Below are 26,158 nucleotides of genomic sequence, written 5' to 3' on the forward strand. Positions count from 1 at the left end.
ATTTTACCGTACCCGTTATTGCTCAGCCTCAAAGGCTCAAACACAAAACTTCGATCAGACAAACGACTGAAATATTTCATTCGAATAAAGCATTCCGCGTCGTGTTAGACTGAGTCGCTTATCGGTGATCAGGACAAGGCCGTCCTGAGCAAAAGCCACCATTTTCCGCCTAAGGTCGATGCCGAATAGTTTTCTATATTCATCAAGATCAATGCCCTCGCTGATGCGAAGACCAAGGAATGCGGATTCTGACGCGAGGTCGATGGTTTCGCGGAAGGTTTCAGCGGAGCCGCTGCGTTCGATTAGCTCTACGTAATTTGCCGTATCGCGCTCGTTGGCGTAACGCTCGCGGCCGTCGAATGAATGAGCCGAGACGCCAAAGCCGAAGACCGGTTCGAGCCGCCAATATTTCGTGTTGTGGCGAGATTCAAATCCGGGCTTGGCAAAGTTCGAGATCTCGTATTGCTCGTAGCCCGCGGCGGCGAGGCGGTCGAGCATCAGCTCGTACATCTCGGCGGCGAGTTCTTCGTCGATGGGCGTCCGGCGGCCGCTGCGGACCTGCTCCGCAAGCGGCGTCGATTCATGAATTTCAAGAAGATACAGCGAAAGATGCTCGGGCTCCATCGCTATTGCTTCGGCGAGATTACGTGACCAGTCTTCGAGCGTCTGGCCGGGCAATCCGGCGATGAGATCAAAGCTAATGTTCGCGAAGCCCGCCTCGCGAAGCATCCGGTAGGTTTGCCGTGCGTCATTGGCATCGTGGCCGCGGGCCAGGAGCTTGAGGTCGCGTTCGTTGAAGGTTTGGACGCCAAAGCTCGCACGATTGATACCGAGGCTCTTGAAGGCATCGAGCTTTTCCGGCGTGACCGTCGCTGGGTTCATCTCCATCGTGATCTCGACGTCGTTCGCCACGGAGAACATCGAGTCCACTGCGTTTAGGATCCTTTCGACCTGCTCCGGTTCAAGCAGCGAGGGCGTCCCGCCGCCGAAGTAGATGGTGTCGATGTCAGAACCCGCTGCGTAAGCGGCGGGCCAGTTCGTATTGCGTTGAGGTTCGCTGGCAGACTGGCCGCCCGCTAACGCAGGCGGTTCCGACAGGCTGGTAGACTGGCCGCCCGCTAACGCAGGCGGTTCCGACAGGCTGGTAGATTGGCCGCCCGCTAACGCAGGCGGTTCCGACAAGATCTCCTGCACCAACGCCGCGACGTATCGCTCAACTGCATCGGAATCGCGATACACATCGGTCGCAAAGTCGCAGTAAGAACACCGCGACTTGCAGAAAGGAATATGGATGTAAACCCCGGCCGCCATGGGAAAAGGATATCACCCTGCCGGCCGAACTACTGCGGAGCCGCTTCGATCTGATAGAAGATGCCGGCACCGGGGCCGAGAGGGAGTTCGAAGAGGTACCAGACAATAAGAAAAAGCGTCCAGCCGATAAAGAAGACGATCGAATACGGGATCATCAGCGACATAATGGTGCCGATGCCTGCCTTCGGGTCGTATTTCTGAGCGAAGGCGACGATCAGCGGAAAGTACGACATCAGCGGAGTGATGATGTTGCAGACGCTGTCGCCGACGCGATAGCAGGCTTGGGTCAGCTCGGGCGAATAGCCGAGGAGCATCAGCATCGGTACAAAGACCGGTGCCATCACGGCCCATTTTGCCGAAGCGGAGCCGATGAAAAGATCGAGCACGATCGAGAGAATGACGAACGAGATGATGAGCGTGATGCCGCCAAGCTCGAGCGAACGAAGCACCTCGGCACCTTCAACGGCGAGGATCAGCCCGAGGTTCGACCAATTGAAAAAGGCAACGAACTGCGCCGCGAAGAACGCAAGCACGAGGTACACGGACATCGTCCGCATGCCGCCTTCCATCGCATGTACGACGTCGTCGATCCTTTTGAAACTCTTCGAAGCAAAGCCGTAAACAACGCCAAAAAGCACGCCGCCGAAAAATACGATGGCAATAATGCCGGTCAGGAAAGGCGAACGAATGAGGCTGCCGGTCTTCGCATCGCGGAGAAATCCATCATCCGGAATGGTTCCCCAAAGTATCATCCCGACGAAGATCGCGGCGGCAATGCCCGTGTAGAAGAGTCCGCGTCTTTCGTCTGCAGTAAGCCTTTCGAGCTTGTCGGCAACAACGTCGCCCGTGTATTCGCCCAGCCGCGGGACCACCACCTTCTCAGTGATCCAGGTCCCGAGAACGGTCACGAGTACGGTTGAGGCGGCGAGGAAGTAGTAGTTAGCCGCGGGGGTAACGATGTAGGCAGCGTCAAGGATCCTTGCCGCTTCCTGTGTCAAACCGGCAAGCAAGGCATCGGTCGGGGCAAGTATCAGATTCGCCGAGAACCCGCCGGAAACGCCCGCAAATGCCGCGGCAAGCCCCGCAAGCGGATGCCGCCCGACAGCTAGAAACATCAACGCCGCGAGCGGGATCAGCACAACATAGCCGATGTCGCTCGCCATGTTTGAGATGACGCCGGCGAAGACGACCACCGCGGTCAAAAGCCGCTTTGGCGAATTCATCACAAGAATTCGCAGAGCTGCCGAGATCAACCCGCTGGCCTCGGCGACCGTGATGCCGAGAATGCCGACGAGCACAACACCGAGCGGGGCAAAGCCGGTGAAGTTCGTAATAAGGCCGTTCAATATCCGATGGAGCCCATCGACCGAAAGCAAATTGACCGCTTTGATCGTCTCTTTCGTGCCCGGGTGAACGACCGAAACATCGGCCCACGAAACCACCGCCGAAAGCACGAGGGCAAGCATCGCGAGGAGAAAGAAGAGAAACGCGGGGTTCGGTATCTTGTTCCCGACCCTTTCGATCCGGTCGAGAAGGCGGAAATAGAAAGTATTCGGCCGGTCATCAACGGGCGGTTCTGTCTGAGTATTTTCCATAATCAGCTCATGCCCGGCAGGTTTCCGGACTCGGTCAGCTAAGTTTGTTTTCGAGCGCCGATTCCCAAATTGCTTCGAGTTCGGCGACGGGAGAGGATACGGCGGTTTGGCCGTCGATCGCGATATTCAAAACATCATCGCGCACCGCGCCGATGGCCGCAAAGGGAAGTCCGGCGGCGAGATCACGAACGCGGTCGAGATTCTCGGGGGCAAAGCTGATAACGACACGCGTCGGCGACTCGGCAAAGAGCGTCGCCTCGGCCGAAAGCCCGTTCGATTCGAGTGCGATCTCGGCACCGGCCGCCTCGCGAGCGAGCGACGAAAAGCACGATTCGGCGATGGCGACCGCCAGCCCGCCTTCCGAGCAATCATGCGCCGAAGCGAGGAGCATCTCATCCGCCATCGCAAGAAGTGCGTCCTGCAGCTTTCGCTCAAGGCCGAGGTCGATCCTCGGCACGCGTCCTGATGAAATCATGTCGGCGGTCGAAAGTCCGGCCACGGCCGCGGCAAATTCGCTGACCGAAAGGTCATCGCCGGTCGAGCCGAGCAGGGCGATCATGTCGCCCTCGTTCTTAAAGCCCTGCGTGATCACCTTGCGAATGTCTTCGATCAGCCCGACCATGCCGATCGTCGGCGTCGGCAAGATGCCTTTGCCGTCCGTTTCGTTGTAGAACGAAACGTTGCCCGAAACGACCGGAGTCTCAAAGGCCTCGCAGGCCTCGGACATCCCGTCGATGACGTCAGAGAACGAACGCATCACCTCGGGCCTTTCAGGCGAGGCGAAGTTGAGGCAGTTCGTGACAGCGATCGGCCGAGCACCGACGCAGGCGACATTGCGGGCCGCTTCGGCGACGGCGTGCTTTGCTCCTTCAAGCGCGTCAACGGCGACGAGCCTTCCGGGCCCGTCAAGGCACATCGCGATCGCCCGGCGGGTTTCCTTCACACGAATCACGGCCGCATCAGCACCGGGCAGAACCGCCGTGTTCGTCCGCACCATCGAGTCGTATTGCTCATAGACCCAGTGCTTGGAGGCGATATTGGGCGAAGCTAGAAGTTTCCTGAGAGCCGCATTTGCATCGAATTCCGATTCCAGATTCCACATTCCAAATTTGTCTTCAGATCTGGAATTTGGAATTTGAAATTTGGAATCTGCCATCGGCCTTTCATACTTCGGCGCTTCGTCGGTCAGAGCCATAACCGGAAGGTCGGCTGCGACCTCGCCGTTGTGAATGATCTTGAGCCGGTCGCCCTCGACCACCTTGCCGATGACGACGGCATCGAGGTCCCACTTATTGAAGATCTCTACGACCTCTTTCTCGCGGCCCTTGCGGGCGACGATGAGCATCCGCTCCTGCGACTCGGAAAGCATCATCTCGTAGGCCGTCATTCCGGTCTCGCGTTGCGGCACGAGCGTGAGATCAAGCTCGAGCCCCGTGCCTGCCCGGGCGGCCATCTCGACCGAACTGCTCGTCAGCCCAGCGGCGCCCATGTCCTGAATGCCCTCGATCGCTCCGCTTCGCATTGCTTCAAGGCAGGCTTCGAGCAGGAGCTTTTCAAGGAACGGGTCGCCGACCTGGACGGTCGGTCGCTTCTCGAGCGCCTCTTCGTCAAACTCGGCAGAGGCCATCGTCGCTCCGTGAATGCCGTCGCGGCCGGTCTTGGCACCGACATACATCACAGGGTTGCCGATGCCCGATGCTTTGCCGAAAAAGATCTGGTCTTTGCGGACAATGCCGAGAGCAAATGCATTGACCAGCGGATTGAGTGAATAGCTTTCGTCAAACACGACCTCGCCGCCGATGGTCGGCACGCCAAAACAATTGCCATAATGGCCGATCCCCTCGACGCAGCCTTTGAGGATCGAGCGATTGCGGTTGCCGTGTTTGGGATGATCGAGCGGGCCAAAGCGGAGCGAGTTCATCGCCGCCACCGGCCGGGCACCCATCGTGAAAACGTCGCGGAGAATACCGCCGACTCCGGTCGCTGCCCCCTGAAAAGGTTCGATGAACGACGGATGATTGTGCGATTCGACCTTGAAGGCAACGCACCAGTCGTCACCGATATCGACAACGCCGGCATTTTCACCGGGCGGGACAATGACACGCGGGCCGCGGGTCGGGAGCCGCTTGAGGTGGACGCGTGATGACTTGTAAGAACAATGTTCCGACCACATTACGCTGAACACGCCGAGCTCGGTCAGGTTGGGCTCGCGGCCCATTATATTGACGATCTTTTCGTACTCTGCGGGTGAAAGGCCGTGCTGCTCGACGATCTCCGGCGTGATGGCTGCTTCGTTCATCGTAGGTATATTTCAGGCTAGAAAACAAAACAGTAATTCTAGCGGTTTGACGCCACTATGTCGATTGCAGAAATCTTTCTCTCACCTAAATTATGTGAAATAATCGACTATACAAGGGCTGGAATATGGAAAAGACCGAACTCGCAAACATCATCGAATTCGACCCTGACAAGATCAGCGGAGAGCCCGTCTTTCGCGGGACCCGCGTGCCTATCCGGGCCCTTTTAGAAAATCTCCGGGACGGAGCAACTGTTGATCAGTTCCTCGAGTGGTTCCCCGGCGTCCAAAAGCAACAAGTAGAAGCGTTGCTCAAGCCCATGACATCAGTTGATATCTACGAGCTGATCGAGAGAATTCGTCTGAAGCCGGCCCTTTATCTAGGATTGCACTCGATTACTCGATTGGATTCGTTTCTCGATGGCTACAGTTTAGCCCTGGATAATCTGAATGTTGAGCTTGTGGGTAACCCGGATATTTGGTACTTCCACGACTGGGTCGCAATGAAGCTCGGCAAATATGAAAGCACGGCGGGTTGGTGCAACTTGCTTCTTGAATCAGCTTGCGGCCACGAAGAAAAAGCCTTGGCGTCGTTCTTTGAGTTCTTGGATGAGTTCCGCCAAAGGGAAGCGACGGTGCTTTTCGAAAGTATCCCCGAAACCGACAGTAAATGGCGTTGCGAAATTAACCCGACCACTGGTGTTGAAAACCCCCTTGAAAGACCGGCTTTAGTTCAAATCGTGAAATATACCGAGGAAAGGGGAGTGTTCATTCGATATGTGGGAGCTGATGGAAACTTAGTAGATCGAGAGGAGTATTGCTCGAGCATGGAACTCGCATTTGAGAGAACCGATTGGCTAGTCCAAAAAGGAGCTTGGACAACTCCCGACAAACTGCATACCCCTTCGTAAGACCCATGAAGGACAACAATCATAGATTATTACGGCAAAGCGGGAGCGCCCATTGCGGCCCATTCTTCTTTTGCCGGGCCGTAAACGCCTGGGACGGTCAGGCCGGCCTGCCGCATCAGGACGGTCATCTGGCCGCGATGGTGCGTCTGATGGGCGATGAGGTAAAAGAGCGTTAGCCCGCGTGCCCACGTTTCGCCATACATTTCATCAGTCTGCAAAAGGGTCTCGTCGGTCCAGTTGGTAGCGACCTTTTCGCTTACCGACTCGGCCGCTTTCGCAAATGCGGCGCCGATCGTTGCGGCCGTTGCCGGGCATGGTTGTTCAAAGTCCGGTGCATCGACCTTTAGCCCGGTCAGCCCGAGCATCTCGCCGAGCGTCTGTGTGATGTGCCAGGCAAGAAAGCCGAGCGTCCGCCCGTCTTCGCTGACCCGCTGCCCGAGCGAGGCATCCGTTAGCGTCCCGATGACCTTCCCGGTCATTTCCGCCTCATATTCCCACGCCTTTTGAAAATCGCTGATATGTCTGAACATCCTAAACCTCCTGCGGCAATGTGTTGCAACGATGAAACTATCACTCTCAAAAAAGACTGTCAACCCCAGGCGGGCGACAGTCTTTCTGAAACCGGCCGGTTCGGCTACGGCTTGATCAGCTTGTCGAGTTCGGCCTGCAGAACGTCGTGCTTTACGATGCCCTGCCGGAAGTAAGACAGTTTCCCGTCGGGAGCGTAAATTACGGTGAATGGAAGTGCTCCGGCCCAATCTTTCGAGACCATCTGGATCGCCGCCGTCTCATCCGGCGTTACGAGCAGAAACGTCGGCATCTCGGCCTTCATTTCTGCAAGAAACTTCGGCACCGTGGTCGCGATCTCTTCCTCAAAGTCGAGCGAGATGGTGATGAAGTCGATCTTGCCTTTGTATTCGGCATCGATCTTCACGAGGTCCGGGAACTCTTCGCGGCAGGGCTCGCACCAGGTCGCCCAAAAGTTGATCAGGAGCGGCTTGCCGTTCGGCTTCAGCAGCTCGGCAAATCGCTTTTCGTCGATCTTCTCAACTTTGGGGCCAGCCGCGGCCGGTTGTCCCCTATCTCGCCTCTGGCCTTGGGCGTCGGCAGCAAAGAGAGAAGCAAAGAGCCACCCGAAAGCGATGGCCCCTGCTAAAGCATTGAAAAACGTTCGGCTTTTCATCGGCTATTTGCCCGCCATGCCTACACGCTTGATGGTGCAGCCGAATGCGTTGGTGCGCGTTTTCTCGATCGCTTTGCCGCCGAGAGCTGCGTCGAACGCGGTTTTGAGGTAGTGGTCCTGAATGTTCTTGCCCGAGCGGTCGTTGTCGATGGCACCGTGATAAAGCAGAACACCTTCCTTGTTAACAAAATAAACCTCTGGCGTGACCGTCGCTCCCAGTTTGTCGGCAAGAACGTTGCCCTTATCAAGCAGTACCGGGAACTTGTAGCCGACCTCTTTCGCATCCGAGGTGACCCATTCGAGCGACTCGGTCGCATTCGAATTGATGCCGATAAATCGGATGCCGCGAGCCTCGTATTCCGCCGCGATCGCGTTGATGCGGTCATTGTAGGCTTTGACGACCGGGCACTGTGCCGAGACCCAAACGAGAACGGCGCCGTTCTTTCCCATCAGGCTCGACATCGAATGCTCCTTGCCGTCAATTCCGGTAAGTGTGAAATTCTCGATCTTTTGCCCGATCTCGATGCCGCCATCAGCGGAAACGGGTGTCAGGTTAAAAGCAAGAAGAGAGAACAGTGCAACGAATAAGAAAAGTTTACGCCTCATAGCTGGTTACTCCTTTTTGAAAAGATTCCTTTGATTGTAACAATCCGGGACCTCGCCCGACAATGAAAGTTCAAACGATTTTACGCTAATCCCGAAACAGAGTTTCGTTTGACCATAGAAAAAAGATTCGGCCGCTAAAGACATTATGCTGTCTTTGGCGGCCGTTATTCCGGTTTATGCAGCCTATTTTTGGCAGATATTGGCTTTCCCGTCCGGGCCTGGCGACCAGATCTTTGACACGGTCGACCAACGCTTCGTCCCGAAGTTCCATTCCTCCAGATAGCCGCCGTCGCGGTCATAACGCATCGTTTGCCCCGGCGAGAGGCGGTATTCGGTCTTGTCCGAGCCCGAAGCTTTCCGCATCCAAACGCTTCGCCCGCAGTTGTTTACAAGTGTTATGACGCTCGTGCCGCCGACCACGCCCATTGCGGCATCGCGGGCACTGACGTTGACCGAAGTTACACCACGCTTCGCCATCGCGTCATATGCTTCGTTCCCGTTCTTCTGATACCAGGCCCGGGCACCGCTTGCGATGACAAGCGTAAACGATCCCTTTGCCATCACCTCCGTCGCGTCCTTGAAATTATAGGACTTGAGTTGCAGCTCGATCTCGTGGCGGCCTTCGGGAAGCTTAGCAAGTTCCGCCGGAAGCCGCGTCGAGAAAAGATTCTTTCCGAAAGAGGGCACGTCGCCCGCCGGATCCGAGACGACCGGGATTATGATCGATGTTTGCTTTGAACCTCGAACGGCCGCAGTGTCAAAGCCGAACATATCTTCTTCAAGCATTTTGCCCTTCAAATAGAACTCGGCAACGAGCGTCACAGGCCTTTCATTTAGCGTCAGCATTCCGGAGATCGCCTGCGGAAAGGCGACGTGGGCATAGATAAAATCACCCGAGCTGAACTCGGCTGAGCCATCGGCGGCCTTGGCAGACTTGCTGAATTTGACCTCGCCGGTCTGTGCATGGGCAAGGGCGGCGAATACAACGGTAGCGCATAGCGCAAGGAGTATTTTCATTTTCATTGTGTAAAGGTTTCGCTGAGGTTGTTCGTAAAAGCTGTCGAATCGTAACGAAGTTCGGTTGTTTGAGTCAAACAAAAGCGACCGTTTTCCTAGCTGAAAATCCTAGGCACTCTCCTTTTAACGCTCTGGGGCAGAAGTATCTCCATCGCGTCGTCAACCGTGACTATTCCGGCGAGGTCGCCTTCGTCGTCGATAACCGGAAGTGCAAGCAGATTGTATTCGGAGATGGTCTGCGCGGCCTCCTTGGCCGCCTCCGCGGGATGTGCATAGCGAAATTCTGTTCGCATCACGTCCTCGAGCCGAGCTCCGGGATCGGCGAGGATCAGGCTACGGAGGCTAATAATACCCTTGAGCTTCCAGGAATCCTTTTTCTCAACCACATAGAGGTAATAGATCATATTGGGCGTCTCGGCCATTTCGCGGAGCCCGGCGATCGTTTCCGCCACTGTCAGATCTTTCGGAAAGGTAACGAACTCGGTCGTCATCAGTCCGCCGGCGGTGTCGTGGTCAAACCGCATCAGTTCGGCGACGTCTGCCTTTTCCTCGTCTTCCATCAGGTCAAAGAGTTCCTGGGCCTTGTCTTCGTCCATTTCGCCGAGCACATCGACGGCGTCGTCGGGCGACATCTCTTCGAGAATGTCAGCGGCCCTTTCTTTCTCGATCACCTCAAGAATTCGGGCTTGAGCTTCGGTTGACATCTCCTCAAGCGTGTCGGCGGCTACTTCGTCATCTAGGCTTTCGACTACTTCGGTCCGGTGGATCGGTGAGAGCGTTTCGGCAAGCTGGGCGATCTCAACCGGGTGGAGCCGCGAGAGTTTACTCTTCGACGATTTGAGCTGCACGGTAGCGGTTGCCGTATCGGTAGCAAGATAGCCGACGTCTGCCCAGTCGATCACTTCGACAACGCGTTCCGAGCCGAAAAAGCCCTTTGGCATCAGCCGACGGAAAAATCCGCGGATGCTGATGTCCGCACCCGAAACCCGCCAGTCGGCGCTCTGGCCAATAAGCTGAACGTCGTTAACGCGAACGACCCGCTTGCCGTCTACGTCGATGAGCTGATTGTCGAGCACGTCCTTGCCGAGCATCACCTCGCCTTCTCGCCGGTCAAAGGGATTAAGGTCAACCTTGGTCGAGCTCATCCGGGCACCGAACAGGCCAAACTCCTCAATGTTTCGCTGAGGTATGAAGAACATTCGCCGCCGGAGCTTGGCAACTACGCCGATGACCGGCGGGTAATCCTCGCTCCCATAGCGGACGAGAACGTCCCATATCAGAGCGATCTGTTCGCCCCGCGCGTCCATTATCGGTTCGCCAAGTACCTGCGAAAGATAAAGCATACGCGATAAAGATAACCGAAAGTGCCCGCCGCGAAAACCGCTCGGCGAAAAAGGTCTTCACAATCTCCGGGCGAGGTGATATTATGTTCAAGAGAGTTAAACGATGTTTGCTCTTAGCGAATTGATAAATCCTATCTTTCTTTGCTTATTTGCCGCACTTCAGCGGTGAATCGTCGTCGACCGACTTTATCCTGGGCACTCGCGCCCGAACCACCAAGATCGATGAAAACCCCATTAATTCTCGTCATCTTCCTCTCTACTCTCCCGTTAGCGGTATCTGCACAGACTCGCACATTTGATAATTGGGACTCGGCCAAGGGCGTAACGGTTTATCGGCCCGAAGAGCCGAAACCGGCTGTTGAGGCGCCGAAAACTAAACGGGTTCGCCGCAACGGAAGATGGGTAACGGTTCCGGTAACGCCGACGGCATCGACCCGGGCACGGAATACCGCATCGGCCTCCGATGGCCTCGCCGCCCGCGAATCGGCCAACGCACTTCGACTGCGGATGGGTTCAAACTCTAACCTGAAAGGCTTCACGACCGGCAACGCACTTCACGATTCCTATATCGTCCAGGCGAGCCTGAAGTACCGCATCGACCCGATGCTGATCTATGCACAGATGCATCAGGAATCGGCATTCAAGATCCGTGCGACCTCGCACAAAGGCGCAAGCGGGCTGATGCAGCTTATGCCGGCGACCGCTCGTCGCTTTGGAGTGACGAGCATTTACGACCCGAAGCAGAATGTCGAGGCCGGTGTTCGCTATATGCGGTGGCTTCTCGACTTTTTTGATCAGGACGTCGTCCTCGCACTTGCTGGCTATAACGCCGGCGAAGGCGCGGTCCTCAAATATGGACGGCGAGTTCCGCCGTATCGCGAAACACAAGAATATGTCCGCCGGATCGTTGGGCGGTACAACACCATCTCAAACCCGAGTTACTCAAGCTCGGCCCCGCGGCCGATGGTCGCGAAGGCCGGGGGCGTAGAGCAAAAGGACCCGCGGCCGCTTTCGATCTATGAACCGGCAACAATCGCGGTCCGCTTGCCCGACGGCAGAATGATGTTGGTCACACAGTAAGTTTTCTCCTCCATTGATTTAAAACTCGGCCGCCTTCGGGTGGCCTTTTTTGCGCGTGGCGATTGCAGGCGCCGGCGTGTTCACCTTAAACTCTCGATATGTTCTGCCCAAAATGCGGCTCCGAAAATGCCCCCGATTCGGTTTATTGCAAAAAGTGCGGTTCGGTCGTGGAACCTGAAGAGGAAACGCGCGTGGCCAAACGCAAAGAGGATCTGCCCGTTCGTGACTCGGCAGTGCCGTTATTCTCGATCAATCCGACCTTGCGATTCGTTTGGGCCGGCTATATCTTGACCGCGGCTGCCGCTTTTCTGATAGTCGCGTTTCTCTCAATACTTTTGCCAGCGGTTTCGCCGATCATTTTTGTGGTAATCGGCTTGTTGTTGCTCTTGATACCCGTCTATTTCCACGCCCGGCAAAAGCTCTCTCGATACACACTAACAACCGACAAACTTGAGATAGACCACGGTTTGATCTCCCGCACGACGACCAGCCTCCCGCTCACGCGTGTGCAGGATGTGACCGTCAAGTCGACGATCACTCAGCGGCTGCTCGGGCTAGGCGATATAATCGTCGACAACGCCGGGACGGACGGCGATCGGCTTGTCTTTGCCAATATCGACCGCCCGCGGAAGTATGCCGACATCTTGCTCGACCAAGTGCAGAAGAAGGCCGGCGACCGGTTTTAGTTGTTATGAAGAAGATCTTTGTTACCGGCGGTGCCGGATTTATTGGTTCGGCGTTCATTCGGCAGGTGCTTGATGAGCAGCCGGAGGTCGCGATAGTTGACTTTGACGCACTGACCTACGCCGGCAACCTGGAAAATCTCTCGGGCGTTGATCCGACGCGGCATCAGTTCATCAAAGGTGATATCTGCGACCGAACGGCGGTTCTCGAGGCGATGCCCGAAGGCTGCGACGCGGTCTTTAACTTTGCCGCCGAGTCGCACGTTGACCGCAGCATCCATTCGGCCGACGAGTTTCTGCGAACGAACATCATTGGCACTCAGGTCCTGCTCGATGCGGCAAGGGCGAAAGGCGTCCGGCGGTTTGTGCAGGTCTCGACCGACGAGGTGATGGGAACGCTGCCCGAGGATGATTCGGCGTTCTTCACCGAGGCCTCGCCGCTCGAGCCGAATTCGCCCTATGCGGCCTCAAAGGCTGCGGCCGAGTTTGTCGTCCGGGCCGCGAGAGAGACGTTCGGCGTCGATGCCGTCATCACCCGATGCGGCAACAACTACGGCCCGCGACAATTCCCGGAGAAGCTGATCCCGCTGATGATCGCCAACGCGATGAACGACGAGCCGCTGCCGGTCTACGGCGATGGACAAAATGTGCGCGATTGGATATTCGTTGACGACCATTGCCGGGCGATATGGCTCGCCTACGAAAAAGGAAATGCGGGCGAGGCGTACAACATCGGTGCCCGAAACGAACGCCGGAACCTTGAGGTGGTTAGGGCTATTCTCGACGCACTCGGCAAACCGGAGAGCCTGATCAGGTACGTTGATGACCGGCTCGGGCACGACCGCCGCTACGCCATCGACCCAATTAAGGCGGAAACCGAACTTGGCTGGCGGCCGCGTGTAACGTGGGAAGAAGGGCTCGCGGCGACGATCGATTGGTATCGCGAAAATCAGCCGTGGGTCGAGCACATCCGCAATGGCGCGTACCGCGAGTATTACAAGACGATGTACGGAACGGCACTGGGTTAAGGCAATGAAAAAGATCGCACTTTCACTAGCGGCAGTGTTTCTTGCTTGTTTGGCCGTTCCTGGTCAAAAGGCCGAACCGAACCGGATCAGCTTCGAGCGGGGCAAAACGTCCGCGACGGTAACTGGAACGCTTGCGAACAACGAGGAGATGGATCTCACCTTCGCGGCAAGAGCCGGGCAAACCGTGAAACTGAAAGTTACATCACAACCGAAAGGCAATTTGTTCGATTTTCGCATCGCGGGAGACGGTTTCGAACTCGAGACCGACTACGACAGCTACTCGGAATACAGCTTCACGGCGCCGGAGACGGGCGATTATCTTCTCTACGTCCGGAAGCGGCCGACCGAGCGGGTTCGCCGAGCGAAGTTTTTTATGCGTGTGGAAATAAATTAGCGATCACAGGAAATTAGAATCGGAGGAAAGATGAAAAGACTATTCGTATTCGCGTTGGCAGGGGCATTGGGGTTGGCGGCATTTACGTTTTCGGGCGCGGAGGCCGTTCAGCCAAACATCGAGGAACGCTTCTCGGCAGAGGCCGGAGCGACTGCGGCGGGCGAGACCGGCAAGTACGCATTTGACCGGGCACACTCGGCGATCGGCTTTCGCGTCAAGCACATGGGGCTGGTCGAGGTCCCGGGCTATTTCCGCGATTTCACGGGCGAGGTCAGCTACAACGCCGAGGACGTGACTAAGTCGTCCGTCTCGTTCACCGCTAAAATGACGAGCGTTGATACAGGCGTCGAAGCCCGTGATAATCACCTGCGTACAAAAGATTTTTTCGAGGTAGAAACTTACCCGGAAATGACTTTCACAAGCACAAAGGTCGAGAAGAGCGGGGATTCGCTGCGGGTGACCGGGAACCTGAAAATGAAGGATGTGACGAAGTCGATCACTTTTCCGGTCAGGGTAACGGGATTCCTGCCGGGCAATCAGCGTAACGGCCCACGGATGGGTGCCGTTGCCGAGACGACCATCAATCGGCGTGATTTCAACGTAAATTACGGCGGGAATCTTCCGGGAACTGAAACACCGGTGCTGTCAAATGACATCGCGGTCTGGCTGCAGATCGAAGCGATCAAGCCGCTCGAGGCAAAGCCGGCCGCGGCTCAATAGTCCGATCGAAAATCAAAACGGCCGGCTGAGAAGCCGGCCTTTCTTTTAGATTCTACGTTACATCAGTTCCTTGACGCCTCTTCGAAGGATATGTCGTAGATCGCGTAGCTCTCCCAGTCTTTGTAATCGAAGTGCCACCATTCATTGGCGTTGACGGTAAAGCCTTCGGCCTCCATCAGCCTGCGGAGCAGGTCGCGGTTCCTGCGTTCTTCCTCGGTGCCGCCGGCGTACTCGGGCGAGGCTCGCTCGGTGAATTCATCGTAGTCAGAAGGCATCGGGATCGGCTTGCCGGACTTTAGGTCGAAAATGCTCAGATCGACCGCACAGCCGCGGTTATGCTTTGATCCGCGTTCCGGATTGGCGACAAATTTACGCTTGTCCTCCGGTGTCACTTCCCAAAAAAGCTTCGTGATCGCCCACGGCCGGTAGCCGTCATAGATAACGAGTCCAAGCCCGTCGGCGGCAAGCTTTTTGTGAACCCTTACGACCGCTTCTGCCGCGGGCCGCTGGAGAAAAGCCCTGGCTTCGGGATAGACCTTTTTGCCGACAAAGTTGTTGTCGGTCGCATAGCGAATGTCGAGTTTTATGGTCGCGTCGAGCTTATTTAGTTCGATCAAATCTGCCTCTCGTTTGTTTTCTTCTTTTGGAGGGCCGTTTTGCCCCGATATTCCGATCGCACCCGCAAAAAAGAAAAGCACGGCCGCAATAAACAGCCGTCGCCTTTCTGCTGCGGTCTTCGCTATTTTCATCTTTACCTATTGATCGGCCGGCTTATCCTCGACGTAAGGCTCTTCGTCCTCATCGCGGATGATGACCTCGGTTCCGAACTTCTGATAGTCGCGAAAGCGGATCAGGTTCCGAGTCTCATAATTACGCGAGCCCTCGCGGATGGTCAAGCGAACATCGGAGACGAGCGGCAAAAGGTATCGCTCTTCAGCGATGACGGTCCAATCGTAGTCTATTATCCGGCGAGCAGCGGTGATGGGGAAATCTTTCGGAATGCCGACGGAGTCGCTCTCGATGCGAAGAACGCGTTTCAACTCGCGGTCGATCCACATCCGCCCGCGGATGCCCGTAACAGTGGACTGCGTATTGGCCCCGGTCGCGCGGATCTGCTGCCGGGCCTTTTCAACATCTATCTCAAAATCAAGCACGATCGCCCGCCGGCCGCGAAGCTCGTCCGTATCGACGAGCTCAAAGCGCGTTTCGCTCTCGGGCTTAAAGATCAGTGCAAGAACCGTGACGAACTCGCCGGTCGAACTCGTCCCGCCTACCTCTTCATATGTTCGTTTCGGCCCTTGATCTGCTTGAACGGCACCGTTTACCGAAAGGACCCGATATTCTTCCTCGCCGCTCGCACGGTAACTAACGCCAACGACCAGCCGGTCAAGATTGCGGAAGTTCCCGGTTCCGGCAAATGAAGCCGATCGCTGGATGAGCTGTTTGACCACGAAATCCGGCATCTGATCGACCGCCTCCAGCGTATTCGCCCGCGTCTCCTTTAAGATCGCATCAGTTTCGGCAGAGCTTGGCCGCTCGGCTGCGGTAGGATTTACGCGGCGACGCTCGGCTTCATCAAGTGCACGGCGAAGCTCCGGATCATTGCGGCTCTTTGTTCGCGTGAGCGAGCGGAGGCCATCGGTGAGAGCGAAGCCGATGCCGCGAACCCTCAGAGCTTCAAGGATCTCGGCCCGGTCGCTCGACCTTGCCTCAAGGGCGTAGAGCAGGCGGACGTATTCCTGCTGGGTCAGCGGCTTTTCCTGTGCCGCGGCCGGCAAAGCGAGAAGTAGTGCTAGAGAGAGAACGATAAAGATCTTCATTGAATCTTGTGATGCCGCCGGTCAAGCGGCGGTTTGCCCTTCTCCTCTTATAAGGACGGGCAATAAAACGGGCGGAACGCTTTTTCGACGCTCCGCCCAGTTATGATATCTCAGAAACCGTGGATCAGCTTAGTTGACCCACTCTTCATCGTAGTTAAGCTGCCAGTGGCGGGTTGCCCAGCGTTCGGCGGCTTCCATTGCAGTAGATCTCCACTTCTTCGCATTCTGGAGAATAGACAAAGCTGCGAGCGGCTTGCTCGGATCGCGTTCAACACGGATGACCCGGGTCGTAACGTCGATTATCGGCTTATCTTCTTCCAGGACCCGAAGGCGGACCTCGCTTCCGACCGGCGGAAGCACCTCAAGATTGACCAGTGCGCTGGTTTCGCCGATATTCTCGGTCGTTCCGGCAACGCTGACCCTTTTTCCACTTTCACCATCGGTCCATGAGACCTTTACCGGCATATTTGCCAATATGCGATGATGAAGGGGCGTCTTATAAGACGAAGTTGCGTACTCTATTTGTGCCATATTAGAAAAATCCCCCTTGTTTCCTATTCCAAAATCGATAATCAAATTCCCTGCAGGTGAAAAATGCCCGGCAAATCTATGGCATTTTTACAAAAAAGTCAACTTTCAAGACGCCCCATTTCGGCAACTTGAAAAAACTTTACTGAGAGCCTTTGATGCCGGAAAATCATGAAAAGGTTTTCCGCAGAAAAAATGAGTCAAAAAACTCCGTAATACCTATGCCTTTCGCCCTTTTTTCTCGCACAGATTCAAACGGGAAAGGACAAAATTTCCGAACTGTTAACTTTCCGGTAACTTAAGCAAGATAAGCTTTTACGCTCGCTTATCCAATTTGCACTGCCGCCGCTTTTGCGGAACTCAAATTGCGTCATTAAGGTTTGAAAACGCAGATCAGCCTTCCCACATTGTCCCGTCTGGAGTTACTCCGGTATCGGATCAAGACGCTAAAGGTCTGTGAATGCAATGGTAATCAAGATTTTCGTATTACGAGCGCAAGCCGGGATCAAATAGACGGCCGCTCGGTGAAATTCAAAAAACAGGAAAAAAATCCGAAAAATTCGAGAAAGTGGATTTCTCACGGTGTCGGACAGGATCTTTTCCTCAGCTTTTTCGAAGAAAAAGAAGTTTGGAGATGGTTACAAGGCGGGTTTTCGATGGATTTCAAAAACAGGCTCAGAAAAATAAAGAGTTAACCTGGAATTCACATCAGCAAAATAGACTTTAGAGTTTCATTCAGCGTCGCCTCGAGCTTTTAATACAAAACCGTCGCTGAATGAAAAAACGACAGGAATAAAAAAAATGGAACAAAACAGAACGATCAAAGCGCTATCAAGGGCCGGGTTCTGCATCGCATTTGTGATCGCGGCCGTCCTCATTCAATCGGGTGCTGTTTTCGCTCAGGTAACGACGTCTGCTATTTCCGGCCGCGTTACTGACGGAACCGGAAACCCGGTTGCGGGTGTAACTATAGAAGCTGTTCACGTACCTTCGGGTTCGGCTTACAGCACAACATCGAACTCATCCGGATTTTATAATCTTCCGGCCGTTCGCGTTGGCGGCCCTTATACGGTCAAGGCCATCGCAGCCGGATTTAATGAACAGACCCGAGAGAACATTCAGCTCGGCCTCGGTACGACCGGCACGGTCAATTTTGACCTTAGTGCGGCAATTGACGTTGAGGTCACGGTCGAAGCCGATCAGATCTTTTCGGAAGAACGGACCGGTGCCTCGACCAACGTCGACCGGCAGTTGGTCACGAACCTGCCGACCCTTGGCCGTACGATCAATGACTTTACCCGTCTGACGCCGCAAGCCGGCGGCGGAGGTACCTTTGCCGGACAGGATAACCGGCTCAACAACATCACGGTTGACGGTTCTTACTTCAACAACTCATTCGGTCTGGCCGGACAGCCGGGGCAGCGAACCGGCGTTTCGCCGATCTCGCTTGATGCGATCGAAGAGTTTCAGGTAAACGTAGCTCCGTACGATGTCCGCCAGGGCAACTTCACCGGTGCCGGCGTCAACACCGTTACCCGGAGCGGTACGAATGATTATCGCGGATCGGTCTACTACATCTATCGGACGCCCGGACTTACCGGTAAAGATGCCGGCGACAACGAGATCAACCGCGGCGAGTTTGACTATCGTACGTGGGGATTCCGCGTCGGAGGTCCGTTGCCTTTCTTCCGATTTGGTGAAGGCGGCCCGGGTTTCATTACGGGTAAGGATAAGCTGTTCTTCTTCTTCAGTTATGAGGACGAGAAGCTTTCAGGCCCTGGTCTTTCGCTTCGGCCTCGCCAGGCCGGTGAAACCGCCGGCGGCAGCGTTTCCCGCGTGCTACAATCCGACCTGGAACAGGTGAGCAATTTTGTTCGCACCAATTTCGGTTACGAGACCGGTCCGATCACCGGCTACAACAGCGATACCGTCGGTAAAAAGTATCTCTTCCGTACGGACTACAACATCAACGTCAACAACAAGGTCAATTTCCGTTACATTCAGCTCGATTCGAATACTGACGTACCGCTCTCGACCTCGTCGTCACTCGGTTTCGGCCGGTCACGAGCCCCGAGCGGAGCGTTCACTTATCAGAATTCGAACTACAAGATCCTTGAGAACATCCGTTCGTGGGTCGGTGAGTGGACAAGCGTCTTCAGCCCCCGAGTTTCGAACAGCCTGCTTATGGGCTTTACGAAGCAAGACGAAAGCCGCGACTCGCTCGGCACGATATTCCCGTTCATTGACATTCTTGAGGGTGGCTCGACCTACATTTCGCTCGGTTTTGAACCGTTCACACCGAACAACGAACTGCGTTACAAGTCGTTCCAGGTTCAGGACAACCTTTCGTTCTTCCTCGATCGGCACAACATAACGGCCGGTGTCAGCTACGAGAATTATCGTTCAGAGAACGTATTCTTCCCGGGCTCGCAGAGTGCTTACGTTTACAACTCGCTCGCCGATTTCTTCGAGGATGCGAACGGATTTCTTGCGAATCCGAACCGGACAACATCGCCGGTCAATCTGCGACGCTTCCAGGTTCGCTGGTCGAACATTCCCGGCCTCGATAAGCCGCTTCAGCCGTTGGAGGTCCAGTACGTTGGCTTCTATGGCCAGGATCAGTGGAAGGTAGCGGACAATTTCTCGCTTACCTACGGCCTTCGTATGGACGTTCCGTTCTTCGGAGATACCGGCTTTACGAATGCTCAGGCGAACGGCTTTACGTTCCGCGATGAGACGGGGGCTTCGGTACAATACCAGACACAGCAGCTCCCCGAGGCGAACATTCTTTGGTCGCCCCGCGTTGGCTTTAACTGGACCCCATTCAACAAGTCATGGTTGCAGGTTCGCGGCGGAACCGGAGTTTTCACCGGCCGTCCGGCGTACGTCTGGATCTCGAATCAGATCGGTGAGAACGGTATCCTGACCGGATTCGAGCAGCGTGACAACACGACGACCCGCCCGTTCAACCCGAATCCGGATTTCTATAAGCAACCGGCGACGGGCCTGCCGGCAGCAAGCTACGGATTGGCGATTACGAATCCGGATTTCCGTTTCCCGCAGATCTGGCGTTCGTCGGTCGGTGTGGATGTTCGCATGCCGCTGGGTTTCATCGGTGGTGTTGAGTACATCTATAACCGCGATGTCAATGGCGTTTATTACATCAACGCCAATCTCGCCCCGGCAAACACCGCATTCACAGGCGTCGACGCAAGGCCGCGTTGGACGACCTCGAACCGCATCAACAGCAACGTCACGAGTGCGATCGTTCTGAAAAACCAGGACGTTGGACGTTCATCGAACCTCGCCTTCACCCTGGAGCGGCCGTTCAAGAACGGGCTCTATTTGAAGGCTGCCTACAGCTACGGTGAGTCGAAGAACACTGTTGACCCGGGTTCGATCGCATTTGGCTCGTGGAACAACAACCCGCATCCGGGCGACCCGAATAACCCCGGCCTCGGCTACAGCTTTGCTTCGCCGCGGAACCGGATATTCGGTGTGTTTTCATACCGGAAAGAGTACTTCAAGTTCGGTGCCACTTCCGTTTCGATGTTCTGGGAAACGCGAAATGGCGGCAACGGAAGTTACCGCTTTTCGGGCGACCTGAACGGCGATGGCGGAACCAGCAACGACCTGATCTATATTCCGCGGGATGCTTCGGAAATGAATTTCGAGGAATTTACTTCCAGTGGAACTACATTCACCGTTGCACAACAGCAGGCCGCATGGGAGAGTTTCATCCAGCAAGATGATTACCTATCGAAGAACCGTGGCGGCTATGCTCAGCGCGGAGCGGCGTTCCTGCCGTTTGAGACCCGCGTTGACCTCAACCTGACGCAAGAGGTTTTCCTCAAAGCGTTCGGCCGGACGCACAGGTTCCAGGTCAGGGCTGACGTACTCAACTTCGGCAACCTTCTCGACAAGGATTGGGGAGTTGGGCAGGCCTTTACCTCAACTCAACCGCTTATCGCTCGAGGAGCAGACGCTGATGGACGGGCTCGGTACCGCCTGAGGAACAACGGAAACCAACTGATCTCTTCGCCTTATGAAAAGACGGCGACCATCGGTGATGTTTACCGGGTGCAGTTGACCTTCCGTTATATCTTCGACTAACACGCTCGATCTTCGGATCGAACGGCTAAGCTAATGACGCCCTCCGAGTTCGCTCGGAGGGCTTTTTTGCGGCTTCTAGATCTGAGCCCGGCCGGCGGTTGCTTTTGCTATCGCTTGGGCTCGAAACTAGAATAGACAGAGCCCTTCAATGCGCATTCTTCAGATATCTTCCGCAAGGACCTACGGCGGCGGCGAGCGTCACGTGATCGACCTCAGCCGCGGCCTGCACGAGCGTGGCCACGAGATCTTCGCGGCCGTTCGCCCGACGTGTACCTGGCGAAAGCGGCTTGATTTTCTTCCCGAGCAGAACATTTTTAATGTCTCTATCCGCAACTCTTTCGGTGTTCTGAGTGCGATGCGGATCGCAGAATTCGTTCGCGATAACGACATCGAACTGATCCATGCCCACGTCGCTCGCGACTATATTCCGGCGAGCATTGCCTGCATGGCCGCGAAAAAGTCGCAATATTTGGTGACGCGCCATGTGATGTTCCCGCTCAAGCCGTTCAATAAATTCGCCCTCCGCAACTGCGCGCGGTTCGTCGGAGTTTCGGACGCGGTCGGCGTCGAGCTAAGACGGCTTTTCGCCAAGGACCGGGTTCGCGTCATCCCGAACGGCATCGACCTCGAGCGATACAAGGCAGATTCAAGCCCGAAGAAGAGAGCAGATTTTCGTGAGTTTCACAGCATCCCGGCGGGTGCCCAGTTGGTCGGGGCACTCGGGGAGCTGAAAGAGCAAAAGGGCCAACGTGACCTTGTGCTCTCCGCTCATGAGGTGCTGAAAGATGTGCCCAATGCCTATTTTGTGATCGTCGGGCAAGACCACTCGCTCGACGGCCGCTTTCGCCGCGAGCTGAAGCGATTGGCGTCGGTGATGGGGATGGAGCAGCGATTTCTATGGCTCGATTGGCTAGAGGACACGTCCGAGTTCTTTGCAGCCATCGACCTTTTCATCTCGCCTTCGCATAGCGAGAGTTTCGGCCTTGCGATCCTGGAGGCGATGGCGTTTGGCATTGCGGTCGTCGCGACCGAGACCGAAGGGGCGAAGCAGCTTCTCGGCGAGACGGACCAGCTCGTGCCGGTTCGCGATCCGCTTAAGCTTTCGCGGGCGATCGTTCGCTTTTTGACAGGCGACCTCGACCGAATGGAAGCCGCGGCCAGCGGAAAGATGCGGGCCGATGAGAAATACTCGCTTGCGAAAATGCTCGATGCGACCGAGGCACTTTACCGGGAGATCATTGCCGAAAAGGCTTGATGCCCGGGATAGAATAGCCGCGGGCCCTTTGTGAATTCACTTTCGATGATAGAACTCGATAGAAACATCTGCAGCGACCCGGCCGAAGCTGCCTCACGCGAATGGCTTGAGACGAACGGCATCGGCGGCTTTGCCTCGGGAACGGTCGCCGGCATCCGAACTCGGCGATATCACGCGTTGCTGACAGCCGCCACGCGGCCACCGCTCGGGCGTATCGCAATGCTCTCGAAATACGAGGAAACGCTTGTCGTCGGCGGCGAACGTTTCGAGCTTTCGGCAAATCGCTACCCCGGAAAGACGCATCCCGAGGGCTTTCGGTTCTTATCATCATTCCGGCTCGATCCATTCCCGATCTGGACGTATGAAGCAGGCGGCATCGTGCTTGAAAAACGCCTCTTTATGCCGCACGGCCGGAACGCGGTTGTTTGCGTTTGGGAGCTGAAAAGCCGCTTGGCCGAAGGCGTTGGGCTTGAACTCCGTCCGCTGGTTTCCTTCGTTGATTACCACCACCTGCAGCGTGCCGACAAAAATTTCGACGGCCGTTTCACGGAGAACGAAGGCAGTATCAGCCTCCGGCCTTACGCGGACCTGCCCGAGCTATACATCGGCCACAACGCCGCTCGGATCGAGAAAACCGGGCATTGGTATCGCGATTTTGAGCTTGCGATCGAGCAGGAACGCGGCTTCGACCACCGCGAAGATCTCTTTCAGCCATTTGCACTAACGTTCGACCTGGCAAAACCGGCGGTTGCAATAGCTTCGACCGATGTTTTCAAGCATTCAGCCGCAGCGGAGCTTGAGGCAAGCGAAAAGAAGCGGCGGGCAGATCTGATCGCGATGGCCGGTGTCGAAACCGACGTTGAAATGCAGCTTGTCCTGGCGGCGGACCAGTTCATCGTTGCCCGCGGCTCGGGGCACACGATCATTGCCGGTTACCCGTGGTTCTCGGATTGGGGCCGCGATACGATGATCGCTCTTCCGGGCCTGACGCTTGCGACCGGCCGGCCCGAGGTCGCGAAGAGCATCATCCTCGAGTTTGCGAACCACATCTCGGAGGGAATGCTCCCTAACCGCTTTCCCGATGCGGGCGATACGGCCGAGTACAATACGGTCGATGCGACACTCTGGTATTTCGAGGCTGTCCGGGCCTATGCCGAGGAAACGGGCGACTACGACCTAGTCGAGGAAGAGCTTTACGTGAAGCTCGCCGATATCATCGCTTGGCACCTTCGCGGCACTCGCTACGGGATACATCTCGATACTGATGGCCTGCTCTACGCTGGCGAATCCGGGCACCAGCTTACCTGGATGGACGCGAAGATCGGCGACCTTGTGATCACACCGCGGACGGGCAAGCCGGTCGAGATACAGGCGCTTTGGTACAACGCTCTACGAATAATGGCCGACCTGGCCGACCGCTTTGGCCACGACGAGGACAAGCAACGGTTCGTCGCAATGGCCGACCTCGCCAAGCTTAGTTTCAATGGTCTTTTTTGGAATGAGGACGAGCAGTGTCTCTTTGACGTCATCGCAAACGGCACACGTGATGCGTCCGTCCGGCCGAATCAGATCTTTGCTGTCTCGCTTGCCCATCCGATCCTCGAACGGCGGCGTTGGCAGCCGGTCGTCGATAAGGTCCGCCGGGAGTTGCTGACGCCCGTCGGGCTGCGGTCGCTTTCGCCAAATGATCCGGCTTACGTTCCACATTACCTGGGCCCGCCCTTTGCCCGCGATTCGGCCTACCATCAGGGCACTGTTTGGGGTTGGCTGATCGGGCCGTTCATTGATGCTTTCCGGAAGGCATATGCGGACGAGGAAGCCGAGATCGCCGCGATGCTTGCGGGCTTTGAAACTCACCTTTACGAAGCCGGGCTCGGGCAGGTCTCCGAGATATTCGACGCCGAACCGCCGCACGCCCCGCGGGGCTGCCCGGCACAGGCCTGGAGCGTGGCGGAGATCTTGAGGGTTCTGCGGGCCTGATCTGCTCTATTTCTGATGCGCCGAACGATCAGAAAGGAAGCCAAGATGCGAGGCAGGAATCGATCCGGCCGCGAACAGCCTCAAGTTCCTCTTCAGCCTTTTGCCTCGAAGACGATCCTATGGCTGGCAAGTAAAGTTCCGAAGAACGCGACCTGATTCTCATCCGAACGATCATTGCCCGGCTGCGAACGCCTTTTGCTTACCAAAGCTCTGCCGATCGGCGAAGACTATATCGTTATACGAGATCGGCGGCGTCTGGACGTTCGCGTCGTTTCTGCCAATGTCATTATCGCCGACAGTGAAGCCGAGTATCGGCACAAGCATGTCGTTGCTCAGCGCCTTAAGCGCCCACATCGCAACCCGCGTCCAGCCGGGCAGATGACCGTTCCAATGTTCGGTCATCGGACGCGGACCGAGGCCGTCTTCGGCATCAAAGAAAATACGGTCTGACCAAGAACGGCGACCGTCCGGAAATTCCGGAAAAACTCCGAGTATCTGCGACATTGACCGAAGCTGCCGCGAAGGCAGCGGTTTGTGATAATCCGGCAGCACGACGACCTCGCTCTTTTTATCGATGCGGACCTCGCTTACAAACTCGCTAAATGATGTCGCGTTCGTCACATTTATCATTGTATTCGCCTGACAGCAATGGCGATCGCCGCCCGAGACAAGCGGAAGAACGCATGCATCGGCGAGATCGGTCACGGCTTTATTTTCTGCCATCGATCGAAAGCCGTTGATCTCTAGTGCGTGTATCCAGCATCCGTGCTTTCGCAAAAAGTCGTGAAGGGCGGCTTCGTGCTTTCGCTGGCCGATCATCTCGATGTCCCAGATCGGATGGTTGAGAACTATAAGCATTTCCGGGATGTCGTGCATCATCGAAAAAAGCTCGGATAGCCTTTCGTCGTCGGGCCCATCCGTGGCGAAGGTGTAATCAAGCAGAAGTTTCGTGATCTCGGCCGCTCGATCCTCCGGCATATTGTGTACGCCGAGGTGAAAGAATGCCTCTCCGAATGGCACGGTCCACTCCATTGATATCGGTGCAAAGCGGTTAGGCTCGCGGTCGCCTATCTCTCCGGCTGCCTCGATGCTGTCATGATCGGTAACGGATACGATAGGCATCAGGCCAAGCCGTTCGATCGACGATGCTTCGCTGTCATATACCTGTTGACCGCTCAGCGGCGGAGTCCAATAACCGATGTTGAAATTCGGGAGACGGCCTTCGGATTCTTCGAACCGTTTCATTTTTCGTTTCCAGACCGAAGAAAGGATAGGAATTCGTTCGGCATAATAGGGAACAAAATCGAGGATCTCTTTTGAATGCATGCTGTGGCAATGCATTGAGATACCTGTTTGGCCGAGCATGCCTGGCTTAGCGCCCGATTCAATAATATGGACATTTGAGTTTGAGGATCTCATATATTATCTCCGTTGATGGCGCACAAATGGGAACGCCCGGATGTGTATGCCGGGCGTTCTGATCTGGTGAATGAAATCGTTGGGGCTGTGAGACCTTTCCTGCAAAGCTTGCAGGATTTTGATCGGTCTGCAGTGTATCCTGCGGCCGCGAATTGTTTTGACCCGTTGCAGTTCACAAAAAAGGCGTTTGCTGATCGCTTCGGTAAGGTCAAGGTTAAATAAAACAGATGTCTAGAGAGTTAATTGGGATTTACCTTTTCGTTAATTATTAGCGATCCCTCGAGCGAAAGAAGTCGGCGTTAGTTCAATCTTGACTAAAAAGTAATGAATTGAGACAATTTGGTTATTGTTCAGTAACAAGAGCTTTTAGGTGTTTGGCTTATGAAAATTTCGGCACAGGAAGAATACGGGTTGCGTTGCCTCGTTCAGCTCGCAAATCTGCCAGCCGGCGAATCGCTAACGCTGCCGCAGATCGCGGAACGCGAAGGCATCTCGGCGGCAAATGCCGGCAAGCTGATGTGGCTTTTGAATAAGGCCGGGTTTGTAAATTCGACCCGCGGTACCAAGGGCGGCTATTTTCTCGCCCGGCCGGCCGATGACATTTACCTGAACGAGATCATCAAGGTTTTGGACGAGGACGTCCTCAGCTCGCACTGCGATAGCTACACCGGCGTGCTCGATACGTGTATCCATACGGGCGATTGCGGAATCCGGCCGGTGATCGTCGGGCTCCACGAGATAGTCGAGAACGCTCTCTCGCGGATAACGCTTGCGAGCCTCGTGGGCAATGAAAAAACAGTGGACGCGATGTTCCACAAGATACAGGGAATCCACCGGACGATCGAACCATTGGGAAATTAGCCACTGAGGGCACAG

General features: G+C 55.7%; 22 protein-coding genes. 10 read left to right on the forward strand and 12 right to left on the reverse strand.

Annotation, left to right across the window (positions count from 1 at the left end):
• Nucleotides 1–54: 54 nt before the first annotated feature.
• The 3 genes from hemW to purL are packed head-to-tail and all read right to left on the reverse strand — an operon-like array spanning nucleotide 55 to nucleotide 5,205.
• Complete coding sequence (hemW, locus tag IPM21_11535; protein ID MBK9164516.1) at nucleotides 55–1,311, reverse strand: radical SAM family heme chaperone HemW; 1,257 nt, start codon at nucleotides 1,309–1,311, stop codon at nucleotides 55–57.
• A gap of 29 nt (nucleotides 1,312–1,340) precedes the next feature.
• Nucleotides 1,341–2,906: an AbgT family transporter gene (locus IPM21_11540; protein MBK9164517.1), complete on the reverse strand. Its 1,566-nt coding sequence runs from the start codon at nucleotides 2,904–2,906 to the stop codon at nucleotides 1,341–1,343.
• 34 nt (nucleotides 2,907–2,940) lie between these two features.
• Nucleotides 2,941–5,205 (reverse strand): phosphoribosylformylglycinamidine synthase subunit PurL, encoded by a 2,265-nt coding sequence (purL, locus tag IPM21_11545; protein MBK9164518.1) that lies wholly within the window; start codon nucleotides 5,203–5,205, stop codon nucleotides 2,941–2,943.
• A gap of 125 nt (nucleotides 5,206–5,330) precedes the next feature.
• Between purL and IPM21_11550 the strand changes: the two genes are divergently transcribed.
• Complete coding sequence (locus IPM21_11550) at nucleotides 5,331–6,113, forward strand: DUF433 domain-containing protein (protein MBK9164519.1); 783 nt, start codon at nucleotides 5,331–5,333, stop codon at nucleotides 6,111–6,113.
• Between the two features lie 29 nt (nucleotides 6,114–6,142).
• Here the strand turns inward: IPM21_11550 and IPM21_11555 are convergent, their stop codons facing one another.
• From IPM21_11555 to IPM21_11575, 5 genes are all read right to left on the reverse strand, one after another.
• A complete protein-coding gene (locus IPM21_11555) occupies nucleotides 6,143–6,643 on the reverse strand; it encodes a DinB family protein (protein ID MBK9164520.1) in 501 nt (166 codons plus the stop codon).
• Nucleotides 6,644–6,747: 104 nt separating this feature from the next.
• Entirely contained in the window at nucleotides 6,748–7,296 is a 549-nt protein-coding gene (locus IPM21_11560) for a redoxin domain-containing protein (GenBank protein MBK9164521.1), read from the reverse strand.
• 3 nt (nucleotides 7,297–7,299) lie between these two features.
• Nucleotides 7,300–7,902: a thioredoxin family protein gene (locus tag IPM21_11565; protein ID MBK9164522.1), complete on the reverse strand. Its 603-nt coding sequence runs from the start codon at nucleotides 7,900–7,902 to the stop codon at nucleotides 7,300–7,302.
• A 183-nt stretch (nucleotides 7,903–8,085) separates the two neighbouring features.
• Nucleotides 8,086–8,919: a hypothetical protein gene (locus tag IPM21_11570; GenBank protein ID MBK9164523.1), complete on the reverse strand. Its 834-nt coding sequence runs from the start codon at nucleotides 8,917–8,919 to the stop codon at nucleotides 8,086–8,088.
• A gap of 95 nt (nucleotides 8,920–9,014) precedes the next feature.
• A complete protein-coding gene (locus IPM21_11575; protein ID MBK9164524.1) occupies nucleotides 9,015–10,262 on the reverse strand; it encodes a magnesium transporter in 1,248 nt (415 codons plus the stop codon).
• A gap of 507 nt (nucleotides 10,263–10,769) precedes the next feature.
• On the opposite strand from IPM21_11575, the gene IPM21_11580 reads away from it, so the two are divergent.
• The 5 genes from IPM21_11580 (at nucleotide 10,770) to IPM21_11600 (ending at nucleotide 14,167) form a co-directional block, all read left to right on the forward strand.
• Nucleotides 10,770–11,342, forward strand: a complete 573-nt coding sequence (locus IPM21_11580; GenBank protein ID MBK9164525.1) for a lytic transglycosylase domain-containing protein — start codon at nucleotides 10,770–10,772, stop codon at nucleotides 11,340–11,342.
• Between the two features lie 98 nt (nucleotides 11,343–11,440).
• Nucleotides 11,441–12,028, forward strand: a complete 588-nt coding sequence (locus IPM21_11585; GenBank protein ID MBK9164526.1) for a PH domain-containing protein — start codon at nucleotides 11,441–11,443, stop codon at nucleotides 12,026–12,028.
• A gap of 5 nt (nucleotides 12,029–12,033) precedes the next feature.
• Nucleotides 12,034–13,053, forward strand: a complete 1,020-nt coding sequence (rfbB, locus tag IPM21_11590; protein ID MBK9164527.1) for a dTDP-glucose 4,6-dehydratase — start codon at nucleotides 12,034–12,036, stop codon at nucleotides 13,051–13,053.
• Between the two features lie 4 nt (nucleotides 13,054–13,057).
• Nucleotides 13,058–13,447 (forward strand): hypothetical protein, encoded by a 390-nt coding sequence (locus tag IPM21_11595; GenBank protein MBK9164528.1) that lies wholly within the window; start codon nucleotides 13,058–13,060, stop codon nucleotides 13,445–13,447.
• 30 nt (nucleotides 13,448–13,477) lie between these two features.
• Nucleotides 13,478–14,167 (forward strand): YceI family protein, encoded by a 690-nt coding sequence (locus tag IPM21_11600; GenBank protein MBK9164529.1) that lies wholly within the window; start codon nucleotides 13,478–13,480, stop codon nucleotides 14,165–14,167.
• A gap of 62 nt (nucleotides 14,168–14,229) precedes the next feature.
• Here the strand turns inward: IPM21_11600 and IPM21_11605 are convergent, their stop codons facing one another.
• The 3 genes from IPM21_11605 to IPM21_11615 all read right to left on the reverse strand — a co-directional run bounded on the left by IPM21_11605 (nucleotide 14,230) and on the right by IPM21_11615 (nucleotide 16,518).
• Nucleotides 14,230–14,916, reverse strand: coding sequence for a M15 family metallopeptidase (locus IPM21_11605; protein MBK9164530.1), 687 nt, complete (start codon nucleotides 14,914–14,916; stop codon nucleotides 14,230–14,232).
• Nucleotides 14,917–14,922: 6 nt separating this feature from the next.
• A complete protein-coding gene (locus IPM21_11610; GenBank protein ID MBK9164531.1) occupies nucleotides 14,923–15,987 on the reverse strand; it encodes a hypothetical protein in 1,065 nt (354 codons plus the stop codon).
• 129 nt (nucleotides 15,988–16,116) lie between these two features.
• The gene (locus IPM21_11615; protein MBK9164532.1) at nucleotides 16,117–16,518 is read right to left on the reverse strand and encodes a PilZ domain-containing protein; all 402 of its coding nucleotides are present in this window, start codon (nucleotides 16,516–16,518) and stop codon (nucleotides 16,117–16,119) included.
• Between the two features lie 798 nt (nucleotides 16,519–17,316).
• On the opposite strand from IPM21_11615, the gene IPM21_11620 reads away from it, so the two are divergent.
• The 3 genes from IPM21_11620 to IPM21_11630 all read left to right on the forward strand — a co-directional run bounded on the left by IPM21_11620 (nucleotide 17,317) and on the right by IPM21_11630 (nucleotide 23,863).
• Nucleotides 17,317–20,628 (forward strand): TonB-dependent receptor, encoded by a 3,312-nt coding sequence (locus IPM21_11620; protein ID MBK9164533.1) that lies wholly within the window; start codon nucleotides 17,317–17,319, stop codon nucleotides 20,626–20,628.
• A 148-nt stretch (nucleotides 20,629–20,776) separates the two neighbouring features.
• On the forward strand, nucleotides 20,777–21,883 hold the full coding sequence (locus IPM21_11625; protein ID MBK9164534.1) for a glycosyltransferase family 4 protein: 1,107 nt from the start codon (nucleotides 20,777–20,779) through the stop codon (nucleotides 21,881–21,883).
• A gap of 45 nt (nucleotides 21,884–21,928) precedes the next feature.
• Complete coding sequence (locus IPM21_11630) at nucleotides 21,929–23,863, forward strand: glycogen debranching enzyme family protein (GenBank protein ID MBK9164535.1); 1,935 nt, start codon at nucleotides 21,929–21,931, stop codon at nucleotides 23,861–23,863.
• Between the two features lie 171 nt (nucleotides 23,864–24,034).
• Here the strand turns inward: IPM21_11630 and IPM21_11635 are convergent, their stop codons facing one another.
• Complete coding sequence (locus IPM21_11635) at nucleotides 24,035–25,108, reverse strand: hypothetical protein (GenBank protein MBK9164536.1); 1,074 nt, start codon at nucleotides 25,106–25,108, stop codon at nucleotides 24,035–24,037.
• Nucleotides 25,109–25,663: 555 nt separating this feature from the next.
• Here IPM21_11635 and IPM21_11640 point away from each other — a divergent pair.
• On the forward strand, nucleotides 25,664–26,143 hold the full coding sequence (locus IPM21_11640) for an Rrf2 family transcriptional regulator (protein MBK9164537.1): 480 nt from the start codon (nucleotides 25,664–25,666) through the stop codon (nucleotides 26,141–26,143).
• The last annotated feature ends 15 nt before the right edge of the window (nucleotides 26,144–26,158 follow it).

It is taken from the genome of Acidobacteriota bacterium, from assembly GCA_016716435.1.
GTDB lineage: Bacteria > Acidobacteriota > Blastocatellia > Pyrinomonadales > Pyrinomonadaceae > OLB17.